Raw genomic sequence first — 26,508 nt, 5'->3', positions numbered from 1 at the left:
AGCCCGGCATGACCGTTCACTTCGAGCGGGACGACCACGTCGTCACCCTCACCATCGACAGGCAGCACAAGCTCAATGCCCTCGACTATCCGACGATCGACGCGCTGCTCGGCGAGCTGGACCGCGTCGACTCCGACGACGGGGTCCGGGCCGTCATCCTGACCGGCGCCGGGCGCCGGGCGTTCAGTGCGGGCGCGGACATTCCCTCTCTGGCGGACAGCATCGCCGGCGGGCCCGAGCGCGCGCTGCGCGAGATCGTGCGCCGTGGCCACACCCTGACCCGGCGCATGGAGGAGTTCCCCAAGCCGGTGATCGTCGCGGTCAACGGCCTGGCGTACGGCGGTGGCTGCGAGATCACCGAGGCCGCCCCGCTCGCGATCGCCGCCGAGCACGCGACCTTCGCCAAGCCGGAGATCTCCCTCGGCTTCCCGCCGCCCTTCGGCGGTTCCCAGCGGCTGCCACGCCACGTCGGCCGCAAACGCGGCCTGGAGATGATCCTGACCGGCGACCGGATCCCGGCCGCCCGAGCCGTCGAGATCGGCCTGGTCAACACCGTCGTACCCGCCGACGAACTCCTGGACGCCGCACGCGACTTGGCCGCACGGATCGTCCGGCACGCGCCGACGGCCGTGGCGGCCTGTCTGCGTGCTGTCACCCGTGGCATCAACCTGCCCATCGACGAGGGACTCGCCGTCGAGGCGGCCTGCTTCGCCGCCACCGTGCCCACGGCGGGTGTACGGAACGGACTTCGGCGCTTCCTCGACCGCTCAGCCGTCTCCGACTGAACCCGGCCTCCGTATCGCGGTCACCACCCGGGCCCCGATGCCACAGCTTCAGTTCTAGCGGGCATCGGGGCCTTCGTCGCGGCGACGGCATGTGCGCTCCGGCCCGGCCATCCGCCGGGCGCATGGCCGGGCGGAAGGACGGGCCCGCAGCACTGTCACGGCCGAACGTGAACGGACGTGGCGTACCGACGAGTCCGCTCGGTGGGTGATCGTTGGTCCGGCGGTCGGATCAAGTGCCTTGGCCGACCTCGGCCCGGCCGGTGTCCACGCCGCCCACAGCACCCTGCTCGAACTGGCCAAGGCGGTGGCCGGACGGCGTTTCGACGACGCGGAACCCTTGCCGGCCCCCGCACTCGCCCAGGTGGCGAAAGAACTCACCGACCGTCATCTCGCCGATCCCGGGCTGTCGCCCACGATGCCGGCGGGCGAACTCAACGTATCCGTCCGCACCCTCCACCGGGCCTTCGCCGCATCAGGAGAGTCACTGACCGCCTACATCCGCCGTCGGCGGCCGGCCGGGTTCCGCGCGTCGCGGCGCATCACCTGCCGTCGGACACCGGCAGTTGTTCCGCGCGTCGCGGCGCATCACCTGCCTTCGGACACCGGCAGTCCCTCGCATGGCCCAGAGGGGGGCCGGCGGGCCCGCGGGCACGGGCCGACCGACGCTCCGGAGGGGCATCGTGCCTGGTGATGTCTGCGGCGCTCACGTTGCCGCAGGGGGCTACGCTGGCCTCCGTGGTGGGACAGGTCACACATGGCAGGGGAGTTGGTCAAGAGTGTCGTCGATGCCGGGGAACATCGGGGAGCCCGGGTCTGCGGGGTTCGTCGGTGGTTACGCGCTCCTCGGCAAGCTCGGCAGCGGTGGCATGGGTGTCGTCTACCTCGGACAGTCGCCCTCGGGGCGTCAGGTCGCGGTGAAGGTCGTGCACGCGCAGTACGCGCAGGACGAGGAGTTCCGGGCCCGCTTCCGGCGGGAGGTCGCGGCTGCTCGCCGAGTGAGCGGGGCGTTCACCGCGCCGGTCGTGGACGCCGACCCCGACGCGGAGCAGCCGTGGATGGCGACCCTGTACGTGCGGGGCAGAACGCTGGGCAGCACCGTGGCGGAGACGGGACCACTGGCCGGGCGCGAGTTGCGTCTGTTGGCGCTGGGCCTGGTGGAGGCGCTGCGGGACATCCACCGGGCGGGCGTGGTGCACCGCGACCTCAAGCCCGGCAACGTCCTGATGGCCGAGGACGGACCGCGCGTCATCGACTTCGGCATTTCGCACGCGGCCGACCACCAGGCCCTCACCGTGACCGGTCGGCTGATGGGCACACCGCCGTTCATGTCGCCGGAACAGTTCGAGTCGCCCCGCGACGTCTCCGCGCCGTCCGACGTGTTCTCGTTCGGGTCGCTGCTCGTGTACGCGGCGACCGGCGGAGGCCCGTTCGACAGCGACAGCCCGTACCTGACGGGCTATCGGATCATGCACGAGCCGCCCGACCTGGACCGTACTTCACCGCCGCTGCGTTCCATCGTCGAGCGCTGCCTGGACAAGGACCCGCAGCAGCGGCCGGGACTCGACGAGTTGCAGGGGCTGTTCTCCTCGCTGCCGGACGCCGCCCTGCTCCCGCCGGCCGGTGCGCCCACCGCGGCGCACCTGGCGGCCCAGGAGACGGTGGACGCAGGGGGGAACCGCGAAGCGCCCGGTGCGAGCGCGAAGACGCGGGACAGGACCGGCCCCGCCGGGCGGGGCCGGCTCGTCCTCGCGGCCGGTGCGGTGCTGGCCGTCGCCCTCGCGGGCGTGTCGGTGTACCACTTCACGTCGGGCGGGCAGAGCGGCGGGATGGCTGCCGGCGACGTCTCCGCCGCCCCGGCCGGGCCCGCGGCCCCGGCGCTGCCCGCAGGCTGGCGGTCCTGGCGGACCAGCCTGGTCCGGACCGTGAAGGACGGTTCGACGGCCACCAACGTGGACAGCGTGGACTCCGGGTGTGTGGTCGACGGGGCGTCGGTGTACTGCGCGGGGACCGGCTTCACCGTCGCACGGATCGACGCCGCGACGGGCCGGGTGCGGTGGCGCTTCGGTGACAACAGCCAGGCCGCGGAGCGGCCTCTCGGCGTCCGGGGCGGACTGGTGTACGTGACGGTGCCGCCCGACGAGGACCACGTGTACTCGGCCCAGCAACTGGTGGCCCTCGACACTGCCACCGGCAAGCGGGTCTGGACCCGCACCGTCGACGCGGGCCACCCGGCGGCCCTGTTCGGCGGCGGCGTCCTCGCGATGCCGGACGGCGCGCACGAGTTCGTCGCCCTCGACGCCGCGACCGGCAAGAACCTCTGGCACACGTCGGCGCGATCGTCCCAGGGCACCGGATGTTCCCCGCTGGTGGTGGCAGGCGCCCCCTACGGGCTGTGCGTGAACGCGAACGACCCCTTCCAGGGCCAGGTCGGTTTCCTGCTCCTCGATCCCGCCGACGGCACTCCGCGAGAACTCGATCCCCTGCCCCTGACGGTGGAACCGCTCGGCTCAACCGCAGGACGGCCGCTCTTCGCCGTGCTCGCCGGCCAGGACGCCGCGGACGACAACAGAAACGACGCCCAGTACTCCGCCCTCCTCAGGGTGGACCCGAACACCGGATCCCTCACCCGCGTGCCCCTGAAGAGCGCCGCGCGGGGCACACCCCGGCTCATCGACGCCACGGTGTACTTCGTGCGCCCCGACGGCACGGTCACCGCGGTCAACGCCGCGACCGGCGAACGGAGATGGCAGAGGAGCACACAGATCGAAAACCTCTCGGCGCCCACCAGGTCCGCCACCTACGACACCCTCTACTTCGCCAACCGCTACGGCCGGCTGCTCGCCCTCGACCGGGTCACCGGCGCCACTCGGTGGACGAAGGACCAGCTGGCCGATCCCGGGTCCTCTGCGCAGAACCGGCTCCCGAGTATCGCCCTCGTGCAGGACGCGATCGTGGCCGTAGCGGGTGACACGGCCTTCTCCGTACGCCCTGATCAGCCACCGCCTGCGGCGGGGTGACGCTCTGCGGCTCGCCGACCGGACGACCGTCGTCGCTGGACTCCGCCGCCACACCGCGTCGATCAAGCCCTGAAGTGATCACCGTGGCGGGTCGGCGGACGCGGACCGGCGGGTCCAGGGCGGGCTGACGCCGCCGCAATCGGACCGTCACCACCTGACTACAGTCAGAAGTCCCTGCCGTGTACCCCCCTGCTCGTAAGCGGGGTGGTTCCGCCACGCGTCGGCCGCATATCGGCCATACATGAGCCATACATCAGCGATACATCGGCCGTGTATCCGGAAGCCGCCGACCGTGCCGTTCCCAGGGCGCCCGCGGAGGCGCCGGCACCACTCACCAGCGGCATCCGGCGGCCGCGCCGACGATCCGCATCTCGCCATGCGGCACCCCTGAGCGGGGCTGACACTCGGACATATGAACACGACGACGGACATGCCACGAGGTGACTCCTCGACCCCGCGCGGGGCACCGGACGCCGACGTTCTCGTGGTCGGGGCCGGTCCGACCGGCCTCCTGCTCGCGGGTGACCTCGCCGAGTCCGGAATCGATGTCGCACTGCTGGAGCGACGCGACCACGAATCCAATCTGAGCCGCGCCTTCACCCTCCATGCGCGAACCCTGGAGCAACTCGACGCCCGGGGCATGGCCGACGAACTCCTCCGGATCGGCACACCGACCCGGGCGCTGCATCCGTTCGGCCGTCTCAGTATCGACTTCTCCAGGCTGCGCACGCGTTTCCCCTTCATCCTGACCATTCCTCAGTGGCAGGTCGAAGGGGCCCTGCTGCGCCGGACCGAGGAGGCGGGAGCCACCATCGTCCGTGGGGCCCGGGTCACCGGGCTACGGCAGGACCCGGACGGCGTCGACGTGGACGTGTCCCACCCGGACGGCACCATGACCACGCTCCGGGCCCGCTACGTCGTCGGTACGGACGGAGTGGGCAGCACGGTCCGGCGGAGCCTGGGCATGCCGTTCCCCGGCAGGCCGGTCATTCGCTCCGTGATGCTGGCCGACGTGCTGCTCGACCGCGCCCCTGACGACATCTTCAACTTCAGCTCGAACGAAGAAGGGTTCACGTTCTTCGCGCCGTTCGGGGACGGCTGGTACCGCATCATCGCCTGGGACCGGCGCGAACAGGCGCCTGACGATGCGCCGATCACCCTGGCGGACGTCCGGGACATCACCGAACGTACGATCGGCGACGACCTCGGGATGCACGACCCGCGGTGGCTTTCCCGCTTCCACAGCGACGAGCGGCAGGTACCCCACTACCGGCAGGGGCGAGTGTTCCTCGCGGGCGACGCCGCACACGTCCACTCACCCGCCGGCGGCATGGGCATGAACACCGGGATCCAGGACGCCGCCAACCTCGGCTGGAAACTGGCGGCCGTCCTGCACGGCTGGGCCGATGACGCACTGCTGGACAGCTACCACGCGGAACGTCACCCGGTGGGGCGCATGGTCCTGCGGGTCAGTCACGCACTTCTCACGGCCGTCACCACCGGGTCACTTCTGGTCCGGGCGTCGCGGGCCGTGCTGGCCACCGTCGTACACCAGTTGATCGTGGTGGAGGCGCGTGCGGCCCGCGGCATTTCCGGCATCGGGATCACCTACCGGGCACCCCGCGGCTCTCATCCGCTCGTCGGACGCCGGGTGCCGGACCTCCGCCTGGCAGAGAAACCGGCCCGGCTCTACGAGGCACTGCGGGAGGGCAAGTTCGTACTGGTGGGCCGCGATGTCGCCGCGGTTGCCGCGCCATGGGCGGGGCGAGTGGTGACCGCGTTCCCGGCGGCCGGCCTGCGCCCGACGCTCCTGGTCCGGCCCGACGGCTACGCCGCGTGGGCGGCCGAGGACCCCGACCCGGACGAGGTGCGCGAGGCCCTGGCACAGTGGCTGGGCCCGGTGGACCGCGAGGGAGCGTGAACGGGCTTCCCGCTCGCCTGAAGCAGGACACCGCGGCGGCCCACCGTCCTGGCCGGTGAAAAGAACGAGCGCTCAGCTTGTGCTGCTCTCGGTCTGCTCAGCGGGTGGCTGTGAAGTCTGCCTCCGCGTTCGTGCGGGCGGGGGCCGCGGATACGGCGTGGGTGAGGCGTTCGCCCTCGACGTCGACGTGCGGGACCAGACGCTCCAGCCGTCGGGGCAGCGACCACGCGCGGCTGCCCAGCAGGGCCAGGACGGCGGGCACGATGGTCATACGGACCACGAAGGCGTCGAGGACGACGGCGGCGTGGGCGGCCCGGACGGCGACCGGATCACCGGCCGCCCGAGGCGGCTCCCGTGGTCGGTCCCGGCCCGGGGGAGGGGACCGGGACCGGCCGGTCGGGTGGGCGGAGCCCGGGTCCGGGTGGTCCCGGATGCGGTGGGCGGTCAGCCGGCGTCGGGGGTGAGTCCCGCGCTCTCGACGGCGGCGAGCGCGCAGATCTCGTCGTTGTCGGAGGTGTCGCCGCTGATGCCGACGGCGCCCAGGACATGGCGTTCGGCGTCACGGATCAGCACGCCGCCCGGTACCGGCGCGATCCGCCCACCGGAGATGGCGGTCAGGGCGTCGAAGAACGCCGGTGCGGTGGCCGCCCGCGCGGCCAGGGCGCGCCCGCCGAGGCCCATGCCGAGGACCCCCCAAGCCTTGGCCTGGGCGATGTCGGGACGGAGGAGGCCGCTGCCGTTCTCCCGTTTGCAGGCCACCAGGGCCCCGCCGTGGTCGAGGACCGCGACGGTGAGCGGATGGAGGTCCAGTTCCCGGCCCCTCGCCAGCGCGGCGTCGACGATGTGGGCGGCCTGGTCCAGTGACAGGGGTTCCATGGGGTGATCCGACTCCTCGGCGTTCTTCGGTGTTCCTCGGTGGCTCTTGTGTGTTGCCCGGTGTTTCTCGGTGTTTCTCGGTGTTTCTCGGCCCTGTGGTGGTGGCAGGGGTGGCCAGGGGGAGCGGCCGGGCGGCGGGGACGCGGGGCGCGGCGCCCGGTTCAGGAACCGGCGGCCGGTTGCGGCTCGCCGTCGGTGATCTCCACGTAGTCGAACTCGGCCGACTCCCGCGTCGGCAGGATCACCGGAGGCAGCCCGACGACGAACAGTTCGGTCTCGGTGTCCGCGGCGATGTCCAGCGTCTCGTCGGCCTCCACCTGGATCGCGGTGAGCCGGCCGTACGGGGTCGTGCCGCAGGTGCCCGTACCGGACAGGGTGACGATCAGGCGGCGGCCGAGAGGCTGCCGCGAGGTCCACCTGGCCCCGGCGGCCGCCCGGATCATCTCCATCCACATGCCGCGTTCGGAGTAGGAGCCGAGGAACCTGCGGTCCACGCGCGGGGCGTCCGGAACCGGGAGCCGGTTGAAGCGCCGGGGATCGACGACTACCGCGCTCTTGTAGCGGGGCTTGGGATAGCGCAGCCGTTCGCCGTGGACGTGCTCCCAGATCGCGTTGAGGCCCCACTGTTTCCTGCCGTCGGCGAAGTAGTAGTAGTTGCCGTCGAACCGCCCGGTCCGCGCCATCTCCTGACGTGCCCGGCGGCGCTGCTCGATGCTCATGAAACCGTAGCCGGAGGCGCCGCCGAACTGGAGGACCAACTGGACGCGTTCGCCGGGCGCGGCGTCGCCGAGCGGGTCGTCCTGGGGGCCGTAGGCGGTGCCCTCCGGGAAGTACCCGATCTCGCCCTGCCGCAGGACGAGGCCGCGCCCGATGGTCATGTCGCCCTGGATCGGCAGGCGGATCTGATCGAAGTTGTGCCGGTGCCGGGGCATCCAGAAGTCGGCGTCCTGACGGCCCAGGATGTACATGAAGTTCTCGGGCGTGTCCGGTTCGCCGCGCAGCATGTGGTGGAAGGAGACGTCGCCGGTGGGGTGGTCCTTGGCCCAGACGTCGTCGTCATAGGGGACGATCTTCACGGAGTCCTCCGCTTCACTGTGTGTCCTGAGGTGTGGGTGCGGTGTGCGTGCGGTGTGGGCGCGGTGTGGGCGCTCAAGCCTGCTTGGGGGTCGGTGGTGGGTGCGTGCGGTGCTTGAGCCTGCTCGGGGGCCGGTCGGCCGGTGCCCGCGCCGGCGGCCGAGGCGGTGGCAGATGGAGGCCGGCGCGGCACCTCCGGCCGGTCGGTGGCGCGGGCGGTGGCGCCGCCGGTCACCCGGCGGCGTGGGGGGAACGGCCGCCGGTCACCCGGTGGTGTGGGTGGAACGGCCGCCGGTCACCCGGTGGTGTGCGGGGTGGGGACGGCGGTCTTCCTGGGCGGCCGGCCCGCGGGGCGCAGGGCGAACCGGCCGAGGGCGAGGACGGTGACCGCGCAGGCCGCGCTGACGACGCTGACGACGACGAACAGCGCGCTCATGTCGAACGAGGCGGCGATCAGCCGGCCGCCGACCGTCGGGCCGATGATGCCGCCGACCCGGCCGCAGCCCATGGCCCAGCCGACGCCCGTGCCCCGCAGCGAGGTGTCGTAGTACGTGGCGACCAGGGAGACGGTGCACATCTGCGCGCCGATCGCCAAGAAACCGGCGACGAAGGTCGTGATCAGCAGCCAGGTGCCGGAGGTGCCGGCCTGGCCGATCAGGGCGATGGCGGCGGCGCCCAGGGTGTAGGCGGCGCCGAGGGCCGCACCGGGCGGGAAGCGGCGGGAGAGCGGGGTGATGACGAAGCTGCCCACGATGCCGCCCAGGTTGAGCGAGGCGACGCTGAGAATGGCGGCCGAGGAGCCGATACCCGCTGCGGTGGCGACCGTGGGGATCCAGTTGACCAGGAAGAAGGCCATCAGCAGGGTGAGGAAGAGGGCGAGCGACAGCAGTGAGGTGCCGACCGCGCGCCCCTCGGTGAACAGGTCCCGCACCGGCACCTTGCGCGGTCCCTCCGCCGCTTCGAGCCGGACCCGCGCCGCCTCCCGCTCCCCGATCCCCATCCGGGTCAGCAGCCGGATGATGGCGGCGTCGTCCTGCCGCAGGGACAGGAAGCGGACGGACTCCGGGACGAACGCGATGATGCAGGGCACCAGCAGCAGCGGGATCAGCCCGCCCACGACGAAGATGCTGCCCCAGCCGCTGTCCGGGATGAGGTGGGAGGCCAGCACGCTGCCGATCACGGATCCCAGCGGGATGCCGCAGAAGGCGATGGTGGCGACGGCGGCACGGGCCCGTTCGGAGGCGTACTCGGCGGCGATGGCGATGGCGCCGGGCAGCGCGCCGCCCACGCCGAGCCCGGTGACGAACCGGATGACGCCCAGGGTGGTCATCGAGTCGGCGAGCGGGGTGACGAGGGAGCCCAGCCCGAACAGCGCGACGGTGCACACCAGGGTGGGTTTGCGGCCGAACCGGTCGGCGACGACACCGGAGGTGATCGCACCGACCAGACCTCCGAACAGGCCGATGCCGAACACGAAGCCGAAGCTGGAGGGCGACACGTGCCAGGCGGCGGCGATGGCGGGAGCGGCGAAGGAGATGGACTGGGTGTCGTATCCGTCGAGGACCATCACCGCGACGCAGACGGCGATGACGAGGACCTGGAAACGGGACGTCCGGGCGTCATTGATGATCGTTTCGAGCGAGGGGCGTGACTCGGCACTCATGGCGGTCTCCTGGGTGTGAGCGGCTCTTACCAGGTCCCCGTGGTGTGGCCAGTTGCCTGTGCGCGATGATCCGACCGCGTGCGACCGCGTGCGGATCGGTTCGTTCTGGCCGGCGCCGTGGTCGGGTGCGCCGGCGGCCGGGTCCGGAGGTTTCCTGTCCCTTCTGTCCGAGGGTGTACGAAGCCGTCCTTTGGTGCACATCTCACCGGAGGTGACCGGGGAGGTGGTCGGGGGCGATCGGGAAGGTGATCGGGGAGGCCGGACCGGGGAACGGCGTCAGCGGGTGAGCGAGGCGAGCTTGGTGCGCATCAGCGACGAGATGAGTCCGGTGTAACTGGGGTCGGAGCACCGGACCTCCCGGGCCTCCGGCACGGAGGTGAGCAGGTCCAGGGCGTGTACGTGGTAGGCGCGGGTGACGCGCACCGCACGCTCGGGATCCCGGGCCTCCAGCGCGTCGACGACGGCGATCCGGTCCTGCTGGAGCGCCCCGGCGACCCTCCGCAGCGGCAGCAGTCCCCGCTGGGAGAGTTCTCTGGCCAATTCCACCTGCACCTCGCCGAGGAAGACGCAGATCGCCGCGAGTACGGGGTTGCCGCACGGCTCGGCCAGGCGCCGGAGGAAGTCACGCAGGCCGTCCATCGCCCGGTCCAGGTCGTCGAGGTCGGCGAGCCCCTCGGCACACGTGCGCAGGGCGGCGATCTGCTCGTCGGTCGCATGGCGCGCGGTGAGGCCGGCGGCGTGCGAGTTGACCACACCGAGGATGTCCATCACGTCCGTGACCGGGGCGGACTCCAACTGGATCGCGGAGGCCATGGACACGGCGATCAGGGTCTCGGTGCGTACGGTCACGAAGGAGCCGCTGCCGTGCCGGACCCGGACGAGTCCGAGCGCGGCCAGCGCACGGACCGCTTCGCGGACGGTGGCCACGCTCACTCCGTACCGCTCCGCCAGGTCCCGGTCGGGCGGGAAGCGGGACCCGTGCGGCAGCTCACCGCGCAGGATCCGGTCCCGGAGGTCCTCCAGGATCTGGTCGGCCGCCCGGATCCGGTCGATCTTCCGGTATGCCCGCCCGCCGTCGGCTGTCTGCTCCTGCTCCTGGTCCTGCTCCATCGCTGGGCGCCTTCCGCGGAGACGGTGAGGTGCAGAGCAAGCTACGATCAGCGGTCACCGGTGTCAAGTGACCAGTCACTGGTCACAGCCCGCGCACGGTTTGCCTTGAGTGGCTCGGGCCCGCACCGTAGAGGCATGGGCGCTAAAGAGGGCCCCACGCTCATCACGTCCGTGCAGCGGGCCTTTCGGTTGATGGAGGCGGTCGGGGCGCACGAGAGCGGCGCGCCGGCCAAGCAGCTCGCGCGGGAGACGGGGCTGGCGCCGGCCACCACGTACCACCTGCTGCGGACGCTGGCGCACGACGGATACGTGCGCAAACTTGAGGACGGGACCTTCGTCCTCGGCGAGAGGCTGGGGGCGCTGCACAGCGTGAGCCGGACACAGGCGCTGCTCAGCCGGGTCCGGCCGATGCTCGGTTCGCTGCGGGACGACCTGTCCGCCGCGGCCTATCTCACCTTCTACGAGGACGGCGAGATCCGTGTGGCGGACATCGTCGACGGGCCCCAGGCGCCGCGCGCCGAACTGTGGGTCGGCTTCGAGGACGCCGGTCACGCCACCGCCCTGGGCAAGTGTGTGCTGCGCGAGTTGGACGACGAAGGGCGCCAGGAGTACCTGACACGCCACCCTCTGGCGGACCTCACGCCCCGGACGATCACCCACCGCGAGGAGCTGCTGCGTCGGCTCGACGCCGTCCGCGAAGCCCCGACCGTCACCGATCAGGAGGAGTACGCCCTCGGGATCGTCTGCGTCGCGGTGCCGGTGTACCGGGGCGACACCCTGGGGTCGCTGGGCATCTCCCTGCGCACGGGCCGCGAGTCCACGGCCGAGGGCGCCGCCGTACGGCTGCTGGCTGCGGCGAACCGGGTGACCAGGGGCCTGTCGCTCACCATCTGAGAAGGTGGCGGATCGCCCCGGGACACGCCCGGACACCCTCCTCGCAGGCGCCGCGCGATGCGCCCGGACACCCTCCGCTGACGCCGCGCTGCCCGGGTACCCCGCACCGGTACCCCGCACCGGTACCCCGCGCCGGTACCCCGCGCCGGTACCCTGCGATGCGCCCGGACGCCCCGAGCGCGGAGCGCGGGACCACGGCAGGACCATCGCCGCGAGCGCTGGCGGCAGCGGGGACGAAGGGCAGGAAGGCCCGCCGCTCACTATCTGAAACTCACACCCTTGTGCCGGAAAACGCCTGAACCGTTCACTGGAGACACGGAAGCATCCAGGCCGGCACGAGAGGCAGTGAGCGAAGATTGCGGACGTTCCTACAGCTCGCCCCGACGAACGACAACCTCGATCACCGTACGACGAACGGGTGGACCGTCGTCAGTGTCACCGCCGAGATGGACATCTGCTGCTCAGAGCCGATCCGGCAGACCGTCGCCCGACTCGTCGACGAGGGGCACCGGCACTTCGTCCTGGACCTGTTCGGCGTGACGTTTCTGGACTCCATGGGGCTGGGTGCGATCGTGGCGATCACCAAACTCCTCCGCGCGCACGCCGGATCCCTGGTTTTGGCCCGCGCCGACGCCCGGATACTCACCGTGTTCAAGGCCGGCGGTCTGCACGCCGTGTACGCGTTCAACGACTCGGTCGAGGGGGCGACCCGGCACGCCCCCGACGGCAGCGGCCTGGACGGGTGGCCGTACGTCCGAGCATGACCCGGGCACCCAGGGCGGTCACGGGTGCGTCGGAGTACTCCCACGACCGCGGGTGCGTCGGACGACCGCTGCCCGTGGTCCACGCGCACACACGCAACGGAACCCAGGGTGCCCTGACCCCGACAGGCGGCGGATTGACAGGCGATTTTTCTGCAACCATAGTGGTTGCAGTTAGTGGTTGCAGTTAGCTCGATGGCACTGAGGTCGTGAGGGGAAGATGGCGGGTCTCAGCAGTAGGAGTGCGGTCGCGATTCACGCGCTCACCATGCTGGCGAACCGGGGTGAGGGCTCGCTGACCTCCGCGGAGATCGCGGACAGCCTGGCGAGCAATCCGGTTCTCGTGCGGCGCATCCTCGGCAGTCTGCGCAACGCCGGCCTGGTGTGGTCCGCCGAGGGCCGCGGTGGCGGCTGGACCCTTGCCCGTGCCGCACGGGACATCACGCTCCACGACGCCTACGCCGCCGTGGAGGAGGGGCGAATCCTGTCGGGGCACGCCCATCCGCCCAGCGACGTGTGTGAGATCGGACGCAACATCGGCGCCCTGCTTGAGGTGGAGTTCCGGAGCGCGGAACGAGCGATGGAGGAGCGCCTCGGCCGCACGACGATCGCCGACCTGCTCCAGCAGGTGCTGGCTGCCGAGCGTGAGCACACGCCGGTGAATCGCTGATCGAGCAGGGGCGGAGGCGCTTCCTCCGCCGTTACTCGCACCCTAACTGTAACCATTGCAGTATCAGTTCAGCCGCGATGGGGCACACCGATTACCGCGCCGCTCGACCGGCCGCCAACGACGCGTCGGCATCCGCGGACGCACGAGCCACCTTGGTGGATCGCCCCCGGCTGCGTCGTACACCTGCCAGATCGCCATGTTCGAGACCTGCCCACAGCGCGGTCCGGCGACTTACCCGACCCGAACTCGACCCCGACCCCGACCCCGACCCGCACCAGACACCGTCCGATCAGGAGTGAGAGCAATGGTCCATGAACCCGAGGTGATCACGGAGGCCGAAGTTCGCGACGCCGCGACTTACGACCTCGTCATCCGCCGGGCACACGTCTTCGACGGCCACAAGGCGCACACCGGGCTGTACGACGTCGCCATCAACGGCGGAGAGATCGCCGCCGTCTCAGCGGAGCCGCTGAGGGGCGGAAAGGAGGTGGACGCGGCCGAAGGATGGGTGCTGCCGGGCCTGATCGACACACACATCCACTTCTACGACGTGCTTGCGGTGTCCGATCCGGCATCGATGCGGACGTTCGAGGAGAACGAGCTTCCCGGACGGCTCGACCTGTTCCTCCAGCACGGGATCACCACCATCAAGTCGGTGGGCGATCCGACCGCGGGGATACTGGAGACGCGGGCCAAGATCGCCGCGGGCACGCTGCGAGGCCCGCGGCTCCTGGCGACCGGCTGCGGCATCACCGGACGGGACGGGCATCCCGCGGCCACTGTCTTCGACGGCAATCCGTGGGCACGCGCACGGTTCACGGGCGAGATCGACAGCGTGCAGCAGATGCGTGATCTGGTGCATCACCTGGCCGACCGCAAGGTGGACGCGATCAAACTCCTGTCGGAAGGTGCGTGCGCGCGCCCCGGCTCACCGACGTACGTCTGGCAGAACGCCGCATTTCCGGTCGCTGTCGAACTGGTGCGGCTCCCCCTCGATTTCCTTCGGGCGGGCATCGAAACCGGGCACGAGCGAGGTCTTCGAGTGACCGTCCACACGACCCAGCAGGTCGCGGCGCGCGAAGCGATCGAGGCCGGCGCGGACGGCCTGGAGCATGGTGTCACCGTCGAACCCATCACCGATCGCTCGCTCCTCGATCTGATGCTCGCGCACGACATCACCTACACCCCGACGCTCTGGGCTCACGACGCGATCCATCCGGACGTGCGCGGCAATGTCAGGAAGGTGGCCGATGCCGGCGTGAGCATCGCCCTGGGCAGCGACACCTTCAGTGGCCGGGGCCTGTTCGGGGCGAACACACTGGAAGAGGCGGAGCTGATGGTCGCGGCAGGGATGACGCCCGTCCAGTCGCTCGTCGCAGCCACCAGCGGGGCGGCGCGGCAGTGTGTCCGCCCCGATCTCGGCGCGGTGGCGCCCGGCAAGCGCGCCGACCTGATCGTGCTGACCGCCGATCCCACCCAGGACATCAGCAACCTTCGCGAACTGAGCATGACGATCCTGAACGGCCGGATCGTCGTCGACAAACGCTAGCCGTGTCCGCGGCGCGTCGTCCGCAGCAGGCTCGGGGGAGAGGCGTTGCCACGCCGATTCCTGCTTTCGCAAGGAACCGGGGTCGGTGACAAGGTCGAACCGGATCGGTCACCGCATCTGTCAACATCTGTCAACATCTGTCACCGCATCTGTCACGGACGGCGGAGAACCGTGGTGTGATGGCGCCGTGAGCCGCGCCGCAGAGGAGACGAACCGCCGCATGCTTCGGGCACGGGATGCGATGGACCGCGCCTACGCGCAGCCGCTGGACGTCCCGGCCCTGGCCCGGATCGCCCATGTGTCGGAGGCACACTTCACGCGCACCTTCCGGGCCACGTTCGGCGAGACACCGCACCGCTACTTGCAGCGCCGCAGGGTCGAGCGTGCGATGTTCCTGCTGCGGGAGACCGACCGCAGTGTGACGGACATCTGTTTCGAAGTCGGCTTCGGCAGCCCGGGAACCTTCAGCCGCACGTTCCGCGACATCGTCGGCCGGTCTCCGAGGACGTACCGCAAGGAAGTGGCGCTGGCCACGGGTGTGCCGACCTGCTTCACGATGGCGTGGACGCGGCCGAGCGCCTGACCGTCCGACTGCCCGGCCCGGCCGTCGGGTGAGCAGTTTCGGATAAGTTTTCGTCCGGCTTGCCGAGTAGCGTGACGCACATGTTCAACGCCATCACGCACTCGCAGATATACGTCCTCGACCAGAACGAGGCCCTCGACTTCTACGTCGGCAAGCTGGGCCTGGAGGTGAGCGCCGACGTCAACCTGGGCTTCATGCGCTGGCTGACCGTCAGCGTCCCCGGCCACCCGGAGCGCCAGATCCTGCTGGAGAAGCCGGGTGCTCCGGCGATGTCCGAGGAGACGGCACAGCAGGTCCGCGAGTTGGTGACCAAGGGCGCGACGGGTGGCTGGCTCATCTTCACCACGGACGACTGCCGCAAGACGTACGAGACGCTGGTCGGCCGGGGCGTCGAGTTCACCGAGGAACCCACCGAGCGCCCGTACGGAATCGACTGCGGCCTCCGCGACCCCTTCGGCAACCGCATCCGCTTCACCCAGCTGAAGGCATAGCACCGCGCGGCTCGCGGGCCAGGACGCCCTCGCGGCCGGCACCCGCCGGTGGTCGGTGCCGTCGAGGACGAGGGCGAGGGCGAGGACGACGGCGAGGACGAGGACAGGCCGGCGGTCGGTGCTGTCGTCGACGACGAGGACCCGCTGGAGGGGTTCGGCCGCTGCGCGCGGGCGGTGGCGCGAGCGGTGTGTGAACCGCCATGGCGAATGGCACCGTAGACCGCCGGGACCGCCGGTCTACGGTGCCATCCCGTGCTGGTAGGCCCAGTTGACGGTCTGCACCCGGTCCCGGGCGCCGATCTCGTGCATCGCGCGTCCGAGGTGGGCCGACGTCGGTCCGCCGCGCCGTCGCCGTCAGCGCGGTCCACCCGGCGGCGGTCTCGGTGCTCACGTACGTCGTCGGCCGGTCGACACACCTGGTGCGGTTGACCGGTGAACCCGCGGTGCTCGGCATCGACCTCCCCGGACCGCGTGCCGTCCAGGTGACCCTCGCGGTCAACCTGGCCGGTGTCCTCCTGCTGTCCACATCCCGCCTGCCCGGTCGGTCTCGGCCTCACCTGAACTGACCACTGTTCAGTACGTGCCGTGCTGAGCCCGGACGCGGGTGCGGCGAGGCGCGGACGCGTCGTGCGTGTTTGTTCGTGCGCCTTTGTTTCAGGCCCGTGAAGTCTCAACCCAGGGGCTTCTGGCATGCGACTTCGCATGCGAAGCTGCATGCGGGCTTCTTGAACGACAGAGGATTTGCCATGACGCATCTTGATCGCCGCGCATTTCTGCGCTCTGCCGGTGCCGCTGGAGCCACTCTCCTGGGCGGCGGGCTGCTGGCAGCCTGTGGGTCGCCGGGCAGCACCTCGGCCACCGGGTCGCCAACTCTCACCCTCTTCCACTGGGCCGGAGCGCAGGGGACCGTGCCACGCAGGGTCGCCAAGTCGTTCGCCGAGAAGCACGGCGTGACCATCCGCTACATCGAGGGCACGAACGCCGACACCTTCCCCAAACTGGTCTCGTCCGTACAGGTCAACGCCGACAAGCCACTGCTCAACCTCGGCTTCTTCAACGCCCAGAGTTTCGCCCAGGGCGCCGCGGACGGACTGTGGGCTCCGGTGAGCGAGAAGTCCGTGCCGAACGTCTCCAAGGTGCTGTCGGGCTACACCACCACCGGCGGGCTCGGCGCCTACATGGTGATGGACGCGATGGGCCTCATCTACAACAAGAAGGTCATCCGCACTCCGCCCACCTCATGGACGGACCTCTTCGACTCCGCCTACCGAGGCCGCGTGACCACCTGGGACGCGCCGGCCTTCAGCGTCAACGCGGTCCCGGTGATCAACCAGATCGAGGGCGGTTTTGACGGCGACCTCTCCAAGGGCATAGCCGCCTTCTCACAGGCGGCGAAGAAGGGGCAGTTCAGCGGACTGATCAGCTCGGTCGACCAACTGCGTCAGCAGCTCAACAGCGGCCAGGTCGTCATCGCCCCCGGTTTCCAGGGCGTGGCCCAGCCGTGGATCGACGAGGGCGATCCCATCGGCTTCGCGGTGCCCAAACAGGGCGTCATGGCGTTCCCCGAGGGCTTCCAACTGGTCAAGGGGTCGAGTGACGAGCAACTGGGCCTGGCCGCGGACCTGATGAACGAGATCTTCGCGCCGGGCGCGGTCTCCGACTACAGCGCGGCCACCGCCACCATCCCGCTCGTGCAAGGCGCCGAACTGCCCGCCAAATACCGTGACATCGAGAGCTTCCAGCTGGGGACCGTGCAGGACGCGCTCAAGCTCGACTGGTCCGCGCTGGTCTCCGGACTGGACAAGGCGACCACGGCCTGGAACAACGACGTGAAGGCACACCTGTGAACGCCTCCCCGTCCGACCCGGCGGCCGTCCACGCCGACGGCCTCACCCGCTCCTTCGGCTCCCGCCGCGTCCTCGACGACATCGAACTCCGCGTGGCACCAGGGGAGTTCTTCTCCCTGCTGGGTCCGTCCGGCTGCGGCAAGACCACCGCCCTGCGCATCATCGCCGGCCTGGAGCAGGCGGACGAGGGCCGGGTACGGATCGAGGGCGTCGACGTCACCCACGCACCCGCCCACCGCCGCCCCACCAATCTGGTCTTCCAGCAGGGAGCCCTCTTCCCGCACATGGACGTCGCCCGCAACGTCGCCTTCGGACTCAGTACCGAACGGACCGGCCGCAAGGAGACGGCCGACAGGGTCGCCGAAGCCCTCGACGTGGTGGGGATGTCCGCGTTCGCGCGCCGGGCACCGAGCACCCTGTCCGGCGGCCAGCGCCAGCGGGTGGCCATCGCACGGGCCCTGGTGAAACGGCCCCGCGTGCTCCTCCTCGACGAGCCGCTGAGCGCCCTCGACCTGAGCCTCCAGCTCCAGATGCGGCGCGAACTGCGCAGCCTCCAGCGCCGTACCGGGACCACGTTCGTCTGCGTCACGCACAACCAGGCCGAGGCGATGGAGATGTCCGACCGCATCGCCGTCATGGCCCACGGAAGGATCGAGCAGACCGGCACGGCCGAAGACCTCTACCGGGCGCCTGCCAGCCGGTTCGTCGCCGAGTTCATCGGGGAGAACAACCTCTTCGAGATCACCGGCACCCAGGACGATCCCGCCGTCCGGGGCGGGCGGCGCGCGGTCACCGCGGACGGGGGACTGGGACTGCCCCTGCCTGCGGGAGCCTGTCTGGCACCGGGCGCCGTGGTCGCCGTACGCCCCGAGTCGTTCCGGATCACCGCGCCGGACGAGGCCGGCGCCGCGGGACGCGCCGTCGTCCGGTCCACGGGCTTCCTCGGCGCCCTCGTCCGCGTGGTCCTCGCCACTCCCGACGGCCGGGAGATCCTGGCCGACACCCGCGCGGGCGGCGCGACACCCACGGTCGGCGACCACGTGGGCCTGGCCGTCAGCGCCGCGGACGTCACCGTCCTGCCGCCCGCCACCCGGCCCGCCGGCGGCCCCGCGCTCGCCGGGGGCGAGCGATGAGCGGCACACGCGAACAGACGCGCGAGCCAACGGCGACCCATCCGGACCGCACCGGCCACGACCCGGCGCCCGCACGCCCGCGCCGCCCCAAGGGACGGGGCCTGGCCTACGCGCTCGTCGCGCCGGGCGCCCTCTACCTGCTCCTCGTCTTCTGCTCCATCATCCTGCTGCTGCTGTCGTACAGCCTGCGTACCGAGCGCACCAGCCGCCTCTTCGCCCCCTTCGACCTGGGCACCTGGCACAGGCTCCTGGACGACGCCTACACGGTGGACGTGCTGTGGACCACCCTCCGGGTCGGTGTCCTGGTCGCCGTACTCAGCGTGCTCGTCGCCTACCCCATCGCCTGGTGCCTGCTGCGGGTACGCCGCTGGTGGCTCTTTGGGCTGCTGATGTTCGCCGTCTTCTCGCCCATCCTGATCAGCGTCGTGGTGCGGTCCTACGGCTGGATGCTGCTGCTGGCGCCGGGCGGGCTGCTGCACGGTCCGCTCGGGAGCTGGCTCTACCACGAGCCCGGCGTGGTCCTCGCCCTCGTCCACGTCGAACTGCCCTTCGCGATCGTGCCGTTGCTGGGATCCCTGCGCTCGCTGCCCGACGGCGTGCTGGAGGCCGCGGCCGATCTGGGCGCCTCCCCGTGGCGCCGACTGCGGTCCGTGCTGCTGCCGCTGACGATGCCCGGCGTCATCGCCTCCCTCCAACTGGTCTTCGCCCTCACCGTCAGCGCCTTCGCGACCCCCTCCCTGCTCGGCGGCGGACGCGTCGCGGTGCTGGCCCAGTCCGTCTACCAGAACATCCAGCAGTTGCAGTGGCCGCTGGCCGCGGCCCAGGCACTGGTCCTGCTGGCCGTCGCCCTGGTGGTGCTGGCCGTCTTCAACCGGCTCGGCCGGCTGACCGACGTACGGCACCGCGCGTCCGCCACCGAGAAGGGGGAGGTGCAGGCATGACGACGTCCCGCCGTCTGCTGCCGGCCGTCCGCGCGCTCTTCCTCACGGCGACCACGGTGTTCGTGCTGCTCCCGCTCGCCGTGGTGGTCTACGGCTCCTTCCGGGGCACGACCGCGGCCGGCGGGGGAGGCGGATTCACCCTCCGCTGGTTCCGCGAAGCCCTGTCCTACGAGCCCTTCACCGTCGGCCTGGTCTACTCCACCCAGGTCGCGGTGGTGGCCACGGCGATCTCCGTGGCCGTCGGCACGGCCGCCGCGTACGCCGTCGCGAGGCTGTCCTTCCCCGGACGGGAACTGCTGCGGTCGCTGTTCGTGATGCCGCTCAGCCTGCCGCGCGTCGTCACCGGGTTCTGCCTGTTCGTCCTGTACGCCTCGCTCTTCCCGGCGGCGTACGGGACCGTCGGAGGCATCGCCTTCGCCCACTGCCTCCTGCTGATGCCGTTCGTGGTGGCCGTCGTCGGCGCCGCGCTCGCCGGCCTCGACCCCGCACTGGAGGAGGCGGCCCGCGACCTCGGCGCCTCCCCGCTCGCCGCGTTCGCGCGGATCACGCTGCCGCAGATCCGGCCCGCCCTGCTGGCGGCGACCGTGTTCACGTTCCTCACGTCGTTCGACGAGGTCGACACCTCGGTGTTCCTGATGCCCGCCGACACCACGACGCTGCCGGTGGCGATGTTCCTGCGGCTGGAGCAGCGGCAGGACCCCACGGTCACCGCCATGTCCAGCCTGCTGATCGCCGGCTCCCTGCTGCTGGCCGCGCTCGCGGCGGTCGCGGCCCGCCGGGTGGCCGGCGCCCTGGTCAACACCCGCGCCCCACAAGGAGGTTCCGCCCCGTGAGCACCCCCACCCCGACGGCCGGACCCGTGCCGGCACCGCCGTACCGCATCGGTGTCGATGTCGGCGGCACCTTCACGGACGTGGTCCTCGCCGCCGCCGACGGCTCCGCCCTGCACACCGCCAAGGTGCCCTCCGACGCCGCCCGGCCCGCCGCGGCCGTGGTCCGGGCTGTCACCGAGATCCTCCTGAGGCACCACGTGGCACCGGAACAGGTGGAGTACTTCGCGCACGGGCAGACCTTCGCCCTCAACACCGTGCTGCAACGGTCCGGCGCCCGCACCGGGCTGCTGGTGACGGCCGGGTTCCCGGACCTGCTGGAGATCGGACGGCTGCGGCTGCGCGACCCCATCGACTTCTTCGCCGAGGCCCGCCGCCCCCTGGCCGACCGCCGGGACGTGCGGGAGATACCCGAGCGGATGCGGGTGGACGGCACGGTCGACCGCCCCCTCGACGAGACGGCCCTCCTCGACGCCGCCCGCGACCTGCTCGCCGACGGCGTCGAAGCACTGGCCGTCGTCTTCCTGCACGCCCACGCCCACCCCGAGCACGAGCAGCGGGCCGTGGCACTGCTGAGGCAGGCGCACCCCGGGCTGATCGTGGCCGGCTCCGCCGAACTGTGGCCCGAGGAGAAGGAGTACGAACGCGCCACCGTCGCCGTCCTCGCCGCACACGTCGCCGGACTCCTGCGCGGCTACCTCCGCGACCTCTCCGCCCGGCTGCGCGAGCAGGGGCTGCACTGCCCGCTGCACATCACCAAGTCCAACGGCGGAGTGATGTCCGTTCAGGCCGTCCTCGCCACCGGCGACACCACCACCGACGGCGAAGCGGGCGCGGCCCTGCTGCGCGCCGCGGTCGAGACCCTCCTGTCCGGCCCCGCCGCGGGCGTCGCGGGCGCCGTCCGGCTGGCCACGGCCGCCGGGGTCGGCGACCTCGTCACCATGGACATGGGCGGCACCAGCGTCGACAGCGCCATCGTCGAAGAAGGCCGCATCCCCTACTCCACCGACGCGGAACTGGGAGACTTCCCCCTGATCACCCCCTCGGTGGAGGTCTCCTCGATCGGTGCCGGCGGCGGCTCGGTGGCCTGGCTGGACGCCTCCGGCGTGCTCAAGGTCGGCCCGCGCAGCGCCGGCGCCCGCCCAGGACCCGCCTGCTACGGCCACGGCGGCGGCGAACCCACCCTCACCGACGCCTACGTGGTCTGCGGACACCTCGACCCGGACGACTTCGCCGCAGGAGCGGTGCGCCTGGACCGGGACGCCGCCCGGGAGGTGTTCGTCCCCCTGGCGCGGCGGCTGGGCACCGACGTGGAGAGCGCCGCGGAAGCCGTCGTCGACGTGGCCACCGCGATGATGCACGCCCAACTCGTCCCCCTCCTCGCGCGCCGCGGCGTCGACGCCGCCGGCTGCCGCCTCGTGCCCTACGGAGGGGCAGGCCCCGTGCAGGCGGTGGCGCTCGCCCGCGAACTCGGCATCCGCCGGCTGTTCGTACCGTGGTCCCCGGGAACGCTGTGCGCGTTCGGCGCGCTCGTCACCGACCTGCGCCACGACCTCGTCGCCCCGCTGGGACGGACCACCGACCACCTCGACGACGAACACCTGCGGACCGTGTGGAAGGACCTGGAGGAGCGCGCCCGCCTCTGGTACCGCGACCAAGCCTCCCCCCTGCACCAGCGGGTCGCCCTCACCCGCTGGGCGGACGTACAGCTCGCCGGGCAGTCGTTCACCCTGCCCGTCACCCTGCCCGACGAGGAGCAGCCCACCCTCGCCGCACTGCGCGACGCCTTCACCGCCCGCTACCGCGCCGCCTACGGCGTGGACGCCTCCGGACGCGAACTCGACGTCCGCAGCCTGCGCGTCACCCTCACCGCACGGTCCGAGCCGCTGACACCCCGCGCGGGCACGGGTGCCGGGACCCGGCCCCGGCCGCACCACGTCACCGAACACGGCCGCCGGGTCCCGGCCGGCCGCGTCGGGCGCGCCGAACTCGCCCCCGGAACACGGCTGCCGGGCCCGCTCGTCGTCTCCGCGCCGGACGCCACGCTCTACCTGCCCACCGGCGCCACGGTCGAGGTGGACGCCATGGGCAACCTGCTGATCGACGCCGGGCACGCCCGGGGGAAGGCCGCCTGATGCGCAGCTCACCGGTGACCCTGGAGATCCTCTCGCGCCGGCTGACCGCCGTCGTGGAGGAGATGGCCGAGACCATCCGCCGCACCAGCTTCAGCGTCTTCGTCAAACAGACCGCCGACTTCGGGACCTGCCTGGTCACCCCGGACGGCGAGGTGTTCGCCGCGCCCCGGGGCATCTCCGGCAACCTCATGATCGGCGCACCCGCGCGGGCCGCGATCGAGGCGCTCGCCCCGTACGCGCCCGGCGACATCGGCATCAGCAACGACCCCGACGCCACCGGCGGCCTGGTCACCCACCTCCCGGACGTGTGGACCTGGGCCCCGCTGTACGCGCGGGGCCGCGTCATCGCCTACGCCTTCAGCTTCGTGCACGCCTCCGACATCGGCGGATCCGTCCCGGGCTCCATCTCCTGGACCCACACCGACCGCGCCCAGGAAGGCGTGCTGATCCCGCCCGCCAAGCTGCACGACGCCGGCCGGGAGAACACCGCCCTGCTGCGCACGGTCCTGGCCAACACCCGGGTGCCGGAGGAGAACCGGGGCGACATCGACGCCCAGATCACCGGACTCGTGGCGGCCCAGCGCCGCATCGACGAGATCGTCACCGTGCACGGGGCCGACGCCCTGGAGGACGCCATCGCCGACCTCCTGGACGAGGCCGAGGCCCGCGCGAGGGCGCAGTTGGCCGAACTCCGCGACGGCAGCCACCGGTTCGTCGACTACGTGGAAGGACTCACCGGGACCGGCCCCGACGGCGCCGGCACGGTCGTCGTCCCGCCGACCCGGCTCGCCCTGGAACTCACCCTGACCCGAGGCCGCCCCCACCTGTCCTTCCACGGCACCTCACCCCAGGTCGCCGAAGCCGTCAACCTGCCCACCGGCGGCGACCCCGGCCACTACATGCTGGTGTTCGCCCTGGCCAACTACCTGGTCTCCAAGGACCCCGGGATCCCCTACAACTCCGGCCTCGTCCGCGCCGTCACCGCCGACCTGCCGCCCGGCTCGGTCGTCAACCCGGGGCCCGGCGCCGCCTGCGGCGTCCGCGCGGCCGTGTTCTTCCGCATCATGGACTGCGTCCTGGGCTGCCTGGCCCAGGCCGCCCCCGGCGACGCGCTCGCCACCGGATCCGGCGCCGTGGCCATTGCCACCGTCGCCCACACCGACCCCGTCACGGGCCGCCGCCACGTGGCCGTCGGCCAGCCGCTGACCGGCGGATCCGGCGGCCGGCCCGGACAGGACGGACTGCACGGCACCAGCTTCACCGGCGGCTGGCTGCGCAACGTACCCAACGAACTCCTGGAGCAGGACGCCCCCGTCCTCGTCGAGGAGTACCGCTACCGCACCGGCTCCGGCGGCGCGGGCCGGCACCCCGGGGGCACGGGCATCACCCTGCGGGTCAGGGCCCTCGCCGACGGAGTGACCCTCGCCGTACGCGGCATGGAACGCCTCCGGTTCGAACCCTGGGGCGTGCACGGCGGCGGCACCGGAACACCCGGCCGCGCCCTGCTCAACCCGGGCACCCCGGAAGAACGCGACCTGGGCCGTGTCAACGTCGTCACGCTGGCCGCCGGGGACGTCCTGCTCGTGGAGACGGCAGGCGGCGGCGGACTCGGCGACCCCGGTGAGCGGCCCGCCGCCGCGGTCGCCGCCGACGTCGCCCGCGGACTCCTGGACCCCGTCCGGGCCCGGGATGCCTACGGCGTCGTCCTGCGCGCCGACGGCACCGTCGACGAGACGGCCACCGCCGCGGCCCGTACCCCCTCGGCTCCGCACACGGAGGTGTTCACGCTCGGAGCGGCCCGCACCGCCTACGAGCGCCGCTGGCCGCAGGACGTCCAGCAGGACCTCGTCGACGCCGTCGGCCGCCTCCCGCAGGCCGAACGGGCGCGGACCTACCGCACCGCCTACCTCACCGCGGACCGCGCAGCGGGCTCCGGCACCGTCACCCGCGCCGCGGTCGCCCACGCCGTACGCCGGGCCGCGGGCCGCACCGGGGAAGACCCCGGCACCACCCCGGCCCCGCACGCCGACAGGACAGGAGAGACCACCCGATGACCCCGCTCAGGTTCGGCCTGATGACGTACGAAGCCGCCCCCTGGCCGGACCTCACCGCCCGCTGGCGCCGGTTCGAGGCCGAGGGCTGGGACAGCCTGTGGGCCGGAGACCACCTCTGGAGCGCCCTCGACGCCGAAGGCCGTCCGGCGCGCGGCCGGTTCGACGCCTGGATGCTGGCCGCCGGGATCGCCGCCGCCACCTCCCGCGTCACCGTCGGCACCCTGGTCAGCGCAGCCCCCCTGCGCAACCCCGCGATGGTCGCCAAGCAGGCCATGACCCTCGACCACGTCTCCCGAGGCCGCGCCGTGGCCGGCATCGGAGCCGGAGGCAACCCGAAGGACCTGGCCTACGCGGGCGTGGCGCCCTGGCCGCAGGCCCGGCGGGGAGGACTCCTTGAGGAGTACCTGACCGTCGTCCGGGGCGTACTGGAACAGGACACCTTCGACCACGAGGGCACGCACTTCAGCGTCGGGGGAGCGGTGCGCGCCCCCGCCCCGGTCGGCCCCGACCGCCCCGCGCTGCTGGTGGCGGCGCACGTCGACGCCACCCTCGCGGTCGCCGCGCGCCACGCCGACGTCTGGAGCAGCTACGGCAGCCTCTTCTCCCAACTGCGCCGGGGCATCAAGCTCGACGAGCAGCAGAGCCTGCGGCTGACCCGCGAGCGCGGCGCCCTCCTCGACGCCCACGCCGAGCGCGCGGGCCGCGACCCGGCCACCATCCGCAGGTCCTTCATGGCCGGGTTCACCGAGGACGCCCCCTGGGAGTCGGTCGAACGCTTCCGGGACTTCGTGGGCCGCTTCACCGACATCGGCATCACCGAGTTCATGTTCCCCTTCCCCCTCCAAGGACCGCACCGCGACGGCGTGTTCGAAGAGGTCGTCGCCGATGTGCTGCCCCGCCTCCGGGCCGGGGAGCGGCCGTGAACGGGGCACGGGAGCGGTTCGCCGCCCGCTCCCGCGACCTCGCCGGTGACCTCGTCGCGCTGCGCCGCCGCCTGCACGCCGTACCCGAGACCGGCCTGCGCCTGCCCCGCACCCGCGCCACCGTGCTGGACGCGCTCGCCCGCCCGGCCGAGGACGCCGGACCCGCCTGGGAGGTGAGCACGGGCAGCGCCGTGGACTCCGTCACCGCGGTCCTGCACGGAGCCCGGCCCGGTCCCGTGGTGCTGCTGCGCGGCGACATGGACGCGCTGCCCCTCAGGGAGACCACCGGACTGCCGATCGCCGCCGACACCGACCGCATGCACGCCTGCGGACACGACCTGCACACCGCCGCCCTGGTGGGCGCGGCCCGGCTGCTCGCGGAACACCGCGCCGACCTGGCCGGGAGCGTCGTGTTCATGTTCCAGCCCGGCGAGGAGGGCCACGACGGGGCCGGCCGGATGCTGGACGAGGGCGTCCTCGACGCCGCGGGCCGCCCGGTGGACGCCGCGTACGCCCTGCACGTCGTCGCCGACCTGCCCGCCGGCCGCTGCTACACCCGGCCAGGACCGGTGATGGCCGCCTACAGCGTCCTGGACGCCACCGTCCTCGGCCGGGGCGGCCACGGCGGCCGGCCGCACGAGGCGCTCGACCCGATCCCCGTGGCCATGGCCGCGGCGGCGGGCGTGCAGACGTACACCGCCCGCCGCTTCGACGCCTTCGACCCCGTCGTGGTCACCGTGGGCGAGTTCCACGCGGGCACCGCCCCCAACGTGATCCCCGCCGACGCCCGCTTCCGGGCCGGAGTGCGCTCCTTCTCCGCCGTCGCGACCGAACGCCTCGCCGCCGAACTGCCGCCGCTGGTCGAAGGCATCGCCCGAGCCCACGGCCTGGACGCCGACGTGACCCTCACGACCGTCCTGCCCACCACCGTCAACGACCCCGCGCACGCCGACCTGTTCGCCCGCACGGCCGTCGACCTCTTCGGCGCCGACCGGTACGAGGAACTGGCCACCCCGCGCGTCGGCTCCGAGGACTTCGCCCGGGTCCTCCAACGGGTCCCGGGCGCCTACGGCTACCTCGGCGCGGCCGTCCCCGGCCCCGGCCGTCCGGCCGGCAACCACGCCCCGAACGCCGTGTTCGACGAGGCGGTCCTGCCCGACGGCGCGCTGCTGCTGGCCGCACTCGCCTGGCAGCACGTCGGCCCCGCCACCCCGTCCTGTCCCTGACCGACTCGCCGCCGCACCTGCGCGG

General features: G+C 72.1%; 22 protein-coding genes and 1 pseudogene. 18 read left to right on the top strand and 5 right to left on the bottom strand.

The genetic code is table 11. From position 1 onward, the window contains the following. The first annotated feature begins 8 nt into the window (after positions 1 to 8). The 4 genes from ACFC09_RS00935 to ACFC09_RS00920 all read left to right on the top strand — a co-directional run bounded on the left by ACFC09_RS00935 (position 9) and on the right by ACFC09_RS00920 (position 5,723). The gene (locus ACFC09_RS00935) at positions 9 to 785 is read left to right on the top strand and encodes a crotonase/enoyl-CoA hydratase family protein (RefSeq protein ID WP_376522429.1); all 777 of its coding nucleotides are present in this window, start codon (positions 9 to 11) and stop codon (positions 783 to 785) included. A 238-nt stretch (positions 786 to 1,023) separates the two neighbouring features. Continuing rightward, complete coding sequence (locus tag ACFC09_RS00930) at positions 1,024 to 1,476, top strand: AraC family transcriptional regulator (RefSeq protein ID WP_376522427.1); 453 nt, start codon at positions 1,024 to 1,026, stop codon at positions 1,474 to 1,476. Between the two features lie 94 nt (positions 1,477 to 1,570). Then, a complete protein-coding gene (locus ACFC09_RS00925) occupies positions 1,571 to 3,802 on the top strand; it encodes a PQQ-binding-like beta-propeller repeat protein (protein WP_376522425.1) in 2,232 nt (743 codons plus the stop codon). 412 nt (positions 3,803 to 4,214) lie between these two features. Continuing rightward, a complete protein-coding gene (locus tag ACFC09_RS00920; RefSeq protein WP_376522423.1) occupies positions 4,215 to 5,723 on the top strand; it encodes an FAD-dependent monooxygenase in 1,509 nt (502 codons plus the stop codon). A gap of 97 nt (positions 5,724 to 5,820) precedes the next feature. Here the strand turns inward: ACFC09_RS00920 and ACFC09_RS00915 are convergent. The 5 genes and pseudogenes from ACFC09_RS00915 to ACFC09_RS00895 all read right to left on the bottom strand — a co-directional run. Continuing rightward, positions 5,821 to 6,027: pseudogene (locus ACFC09_RS00915) on the bottom strand (hypothetical protein); the annotation flags it as partial. A 140-nt stretch (positions 6,028 to 6,167) separates the two neighbouring features. After that, complete coding sequence (locus ACFC09_RS00910) at positions 6,168 to 6,599, bottom strand: heme-binding protein (protein WP_376522421.1); 432 nt, start codon at positions 6,597 to 6,599, stop codon at positions 6,168 to 6,170. Positions 6,600 to 6,760: 161 nt separating this feature from the next. Next, the gene (locus tag ACFC09_RS00905; RefSeq protein ID WP_376522419.1) at positions 6,761 to 7,675 is read right to left on the bottom strand and encodes a hypothetical protein; all 915 of its coding nucleotides are present in this window, start codon (positions 7,673 to 7,675) and stop codon (positions 6,761 to 6,763) included. Between the two features lie 293 nt (positions 7,676 to 7,968). Next, entirely contained in the window at positions 7,969 to 9,336 is a 1,368-nt protein-coding gene (locus tag ACFC09_RS00900; RefSeq protein ID WP_376522417.1) for an MFS transporter, read from the bottom strand. Between the two features lie 276 nt (positions 9,337 to 9,612). After that, on the bottom strand, positions 9,613 to 10,446 hold the full coding sequence (locus tag ACFC09_RS00895; RefSeq protein WP_376522415.1) for a FadR/GntR family transcriptional regulator: 834 nt from the start codon (positions 10,444 to 10,446) through the stop codon (positions 9,613 to 9,615). 135 nt (positions 10,447 to 10,581) lie between these two features. Between ACFC09_RS00895 and ACFC09_RS00890 the strand changes: the two genes are divergently transcribed. The 14 genes from ACFC09_RS00890 to ACFC09_RS00825 all read left to right on the top strand — a co-directional run bounded on the left by ACFC09_RS00890 (position 10,582) and on the right by ACFC09_RS00825 (position 26,483). Continuing rightward, positions 10,582 to 11,340 (top strand): IclR family transcriptional regulator, encoded by a 759-nt coding sequence (locus ACFC09_RS00890; protein WP_376522413.1) that lies wholly within the window; start codon positions 10,582 to 10,584, stop codon positions 11,338 to 11,340. A 356-nt stretch (positions 11,341 to 11,696) separates the two neighbouring features. Further along, entirely contained in the window at positions 11,697 to 12,104 is a 408-nt protein-coding gene (locus tag ACFC09_RS00885) for an STAS domain-containing protein (RefSeq protein WP_376522412.1), read from the top strand. 217 nt (positions 12,105 to 12,321) lie between these two features. After that, complete coding sequence (locus ACFC09_RS00880) at positions 12,322 to 12,771, top strand: Rrf2 family transcriptional regulator (protein WP_376522410.1); 450 nt, start codon at positions 12,322 to 12,324, stop codon at positions 12,769 to 12,771. A gap of 322 nt (positions 12,772 to 13,093) precedes the next feature. Further along, complete coding sequence (locus tag ACFC09_RS00875; protein ID WP_376522408.1) at positions 13,094 to 14,320, top strand: amidohydrolase family protein; 1,227 nt, start codon at positions 13,094 to 13,096, stop codon at positions 14,318 to 14,320. A gap of 187 nt (positions 14,321 to 14,507) precedes the next feature. Continuing rightward, positions 14,508 to 14,903 (top strand): helix-turn-helix domain-containing protein, encoded by a 396-nt coding sequence (locus ACFC09_RS00870; RefSeq protein ID WP_376522406.1) that lies wholly within the window; start codon positions 14,508 to 14,510, stop codon positions 14,901 to 14,903. 80 nt (positions 14,904 to 14,983) lie between these two features. Beyond that, the gene (locus tag ACFC09_RS00865) at positions 14,984 to 15,394 is read left to right on the top strand and encodes a VOC family protein (protein ID WP_376522404.1); all 411 of its coding nucleotides are present in this window, start codon (positions 14,984 to 14,986) and stop codon (positions 15,392 to 15,394) included. A gap of 746 nt (positions 15,395 to 16,140) precedes the next feature. After that, positions 16,141 to 17,241: a PotD/PotF family extracellular solute-binding protein gene (locus tag ACFC09_RS00860; RefSeq protein ID WP_376522402.1), complete on the top strand. Its 1,101-nt coding sequence runs from the start codon at positions 16,141 to 16,143 to the stop codon at positions 17,239 to 17,241. Further along, positions 17,238 to 18,374: an ABC transporter ATP-binding protein gene (locus tag ACFC09_RS00855; protein ID WP_376522400.1), complete on the top strand. Its 1,137-nt coding sequence runs from the start codon at positions 17,238 to 17,240 to the stop codon at positions 18,372 to 18,374. Before ACFC09_RS00860 ends, ACFC09_RS00855 begins: the two co-directional genes overlap by 4 nt. After that, positions 18,371 to 19,315 (top strand): ABC transporter permease, encoded by a 945-nt coding sequence (locus ACFC09_RS00850; RefSeq protein ID WP_376522399.1) that lies wholly within the window; start codon positions 18,371 to 18,373, stop codon positions 19,313 to 19,315. The genes ACFC09_RS00855 and ACFC09_RS00850 overlap by 4 nt, the downstream gene beginning before the upstream one ends. Continuing rightward, positions 19,312 to 20,148: an ABC transporter permease gene (locus ACFC09_RS00845; RefSeq protein ID WP_376522397.1), complete on the top strand. Its 837-nt coding sequence runs from the start codon at positions 19,312 to 19,314 to the stop codon at positions 20,146 to 20,148. Before ACFC09_RS00850 ends, ACFC09_RS00845 begins: the two co-directional genes overlap by 4 nt. Next, entirely contained in the window at positions 20,145 to 22,280 is a 2,136-nt protein-coding gene (locus ACFC09_RS00840) for a hydantoinase/oxoprolinase family protein (protein WP_376522395.1), read from the top strand. Before ACFC09_RS00845 ends, ACFC09_RS00840 begins: the two co-directional genes overlap by 4 nt. Next, positions 22,280 to 24,334, top strand: coding sequence for a hydantoinase B/oxoprolinase family protein (locus ACFC09_RS00835; protein WP_376522393.1), 2,055 nt, complete (start codon positions 22,280 to 22,282; stop codon positions 24,332 to 24,334). The genes ACFC09_RS00840 and ACFC09_RS00835 overlap by 1 nt, the downstream gene beginning before the upstream one ends. Then, positions 24,331 to 25,257: an LLM class flavin-dependent oxidoreductase gene (locus ACFC09_RS00830; protein ID WP_376522391.1), complete on the top strand. Its 927-nt coding sequence runs from the start codon at positions 24,331 to 24,333 to the stop codon at positions 25,255 to 25,257. Before ACFC09_RS00835 ends, ACFC09_RS00830 begins: the two co-directional genes overlap by 4 nt. After that, positions 25,254 to 26,483, top strand: a complete 1,230-nt coding sequence (locus ACFC09_RS00825) for a M20 family metallopeptidase (RefSeq protein WP_376522389.1) — start codon at positions 25,254 to 25,256, stop codon at positions 26,481 to 26,483. Before ACFC09_RS00830 ends, ACFC09_RS00825 begins: the two co-directional genes overlap by 4 nt. Positions 26,484 to 26,508: the final 25 nt, after the last annotated feature.

The sequence above is a fragment of the Streptomyces sp. NPDC056161 genome, from assembly GCF_042268025.1.
GTDB lineage: Bacteria > Actinomycetota > Actinomycetes > Streptomycetales > Streptomycetaceae > Streptomyces.
Note: the sequence above shows the minus strand (reverse complement) of the source record. Positions and strands in the feature narration are given on the sequence as shown.